General features: G+C 34.9%; 1 protein-coding gene. It reads right to left on the reverse strand.

The features are described 5' to 3' along the window. On the reverse strand, positions 1 to 479 hold a 479-nt coding region (locus tag VQ048_RS13085; RefSeq protein ID WP_327611975.1), incomplete at both ends, for a DUF8835 domain-containing pootine.

Genomic DNA, 479 nt, shown 5'->3' on the forward strand with positions numbered 1-479 from the left:
ACTTTCCACCCATTTCAATAGTTTTTCAACTTGATACTCAATGTGTGGGTATTCCTTACTATCATCGTTAAAAGTGTACTCCCAATCAAAGTGCAGATAATAGTATCGGTGCCTGTTATAGGTCTTAAAATAAATGTCTATATATCCGTTTTGGATAAGATTAAGCACTCTTTTATCCATATCCAAAACATCAAAATTAAACTCTTGATTGGGGGCATAATCTTTCCATTTTTCAGCTTTAACGGCTTGTATAAATTTCCTTATATCAAGTATATTACACGCAAAACTACTTCCGTCGCCTTGTGAATAGAAACCACTGAAAAAGATTTCGGACGGATTTATATCAATCTCCAATATTGAGCATATCTCCACAAAATCAAAGTAAGTATTTTGCCACCACCAATGGCTATCGACCTCTTTGTATCGGTACTTGTCTAATACCTGCTCTTGGACTTTTTTGTCTAACTCCTCGTATTTGT

It is taken from the genome of Bergeyella anatis (assembly GCF_036016955.1).
GTDB lineage: Bacteria > Bacteroidota > Bacteroidia > Flavobacteriales > Weeksellaceae > JAYWXI01.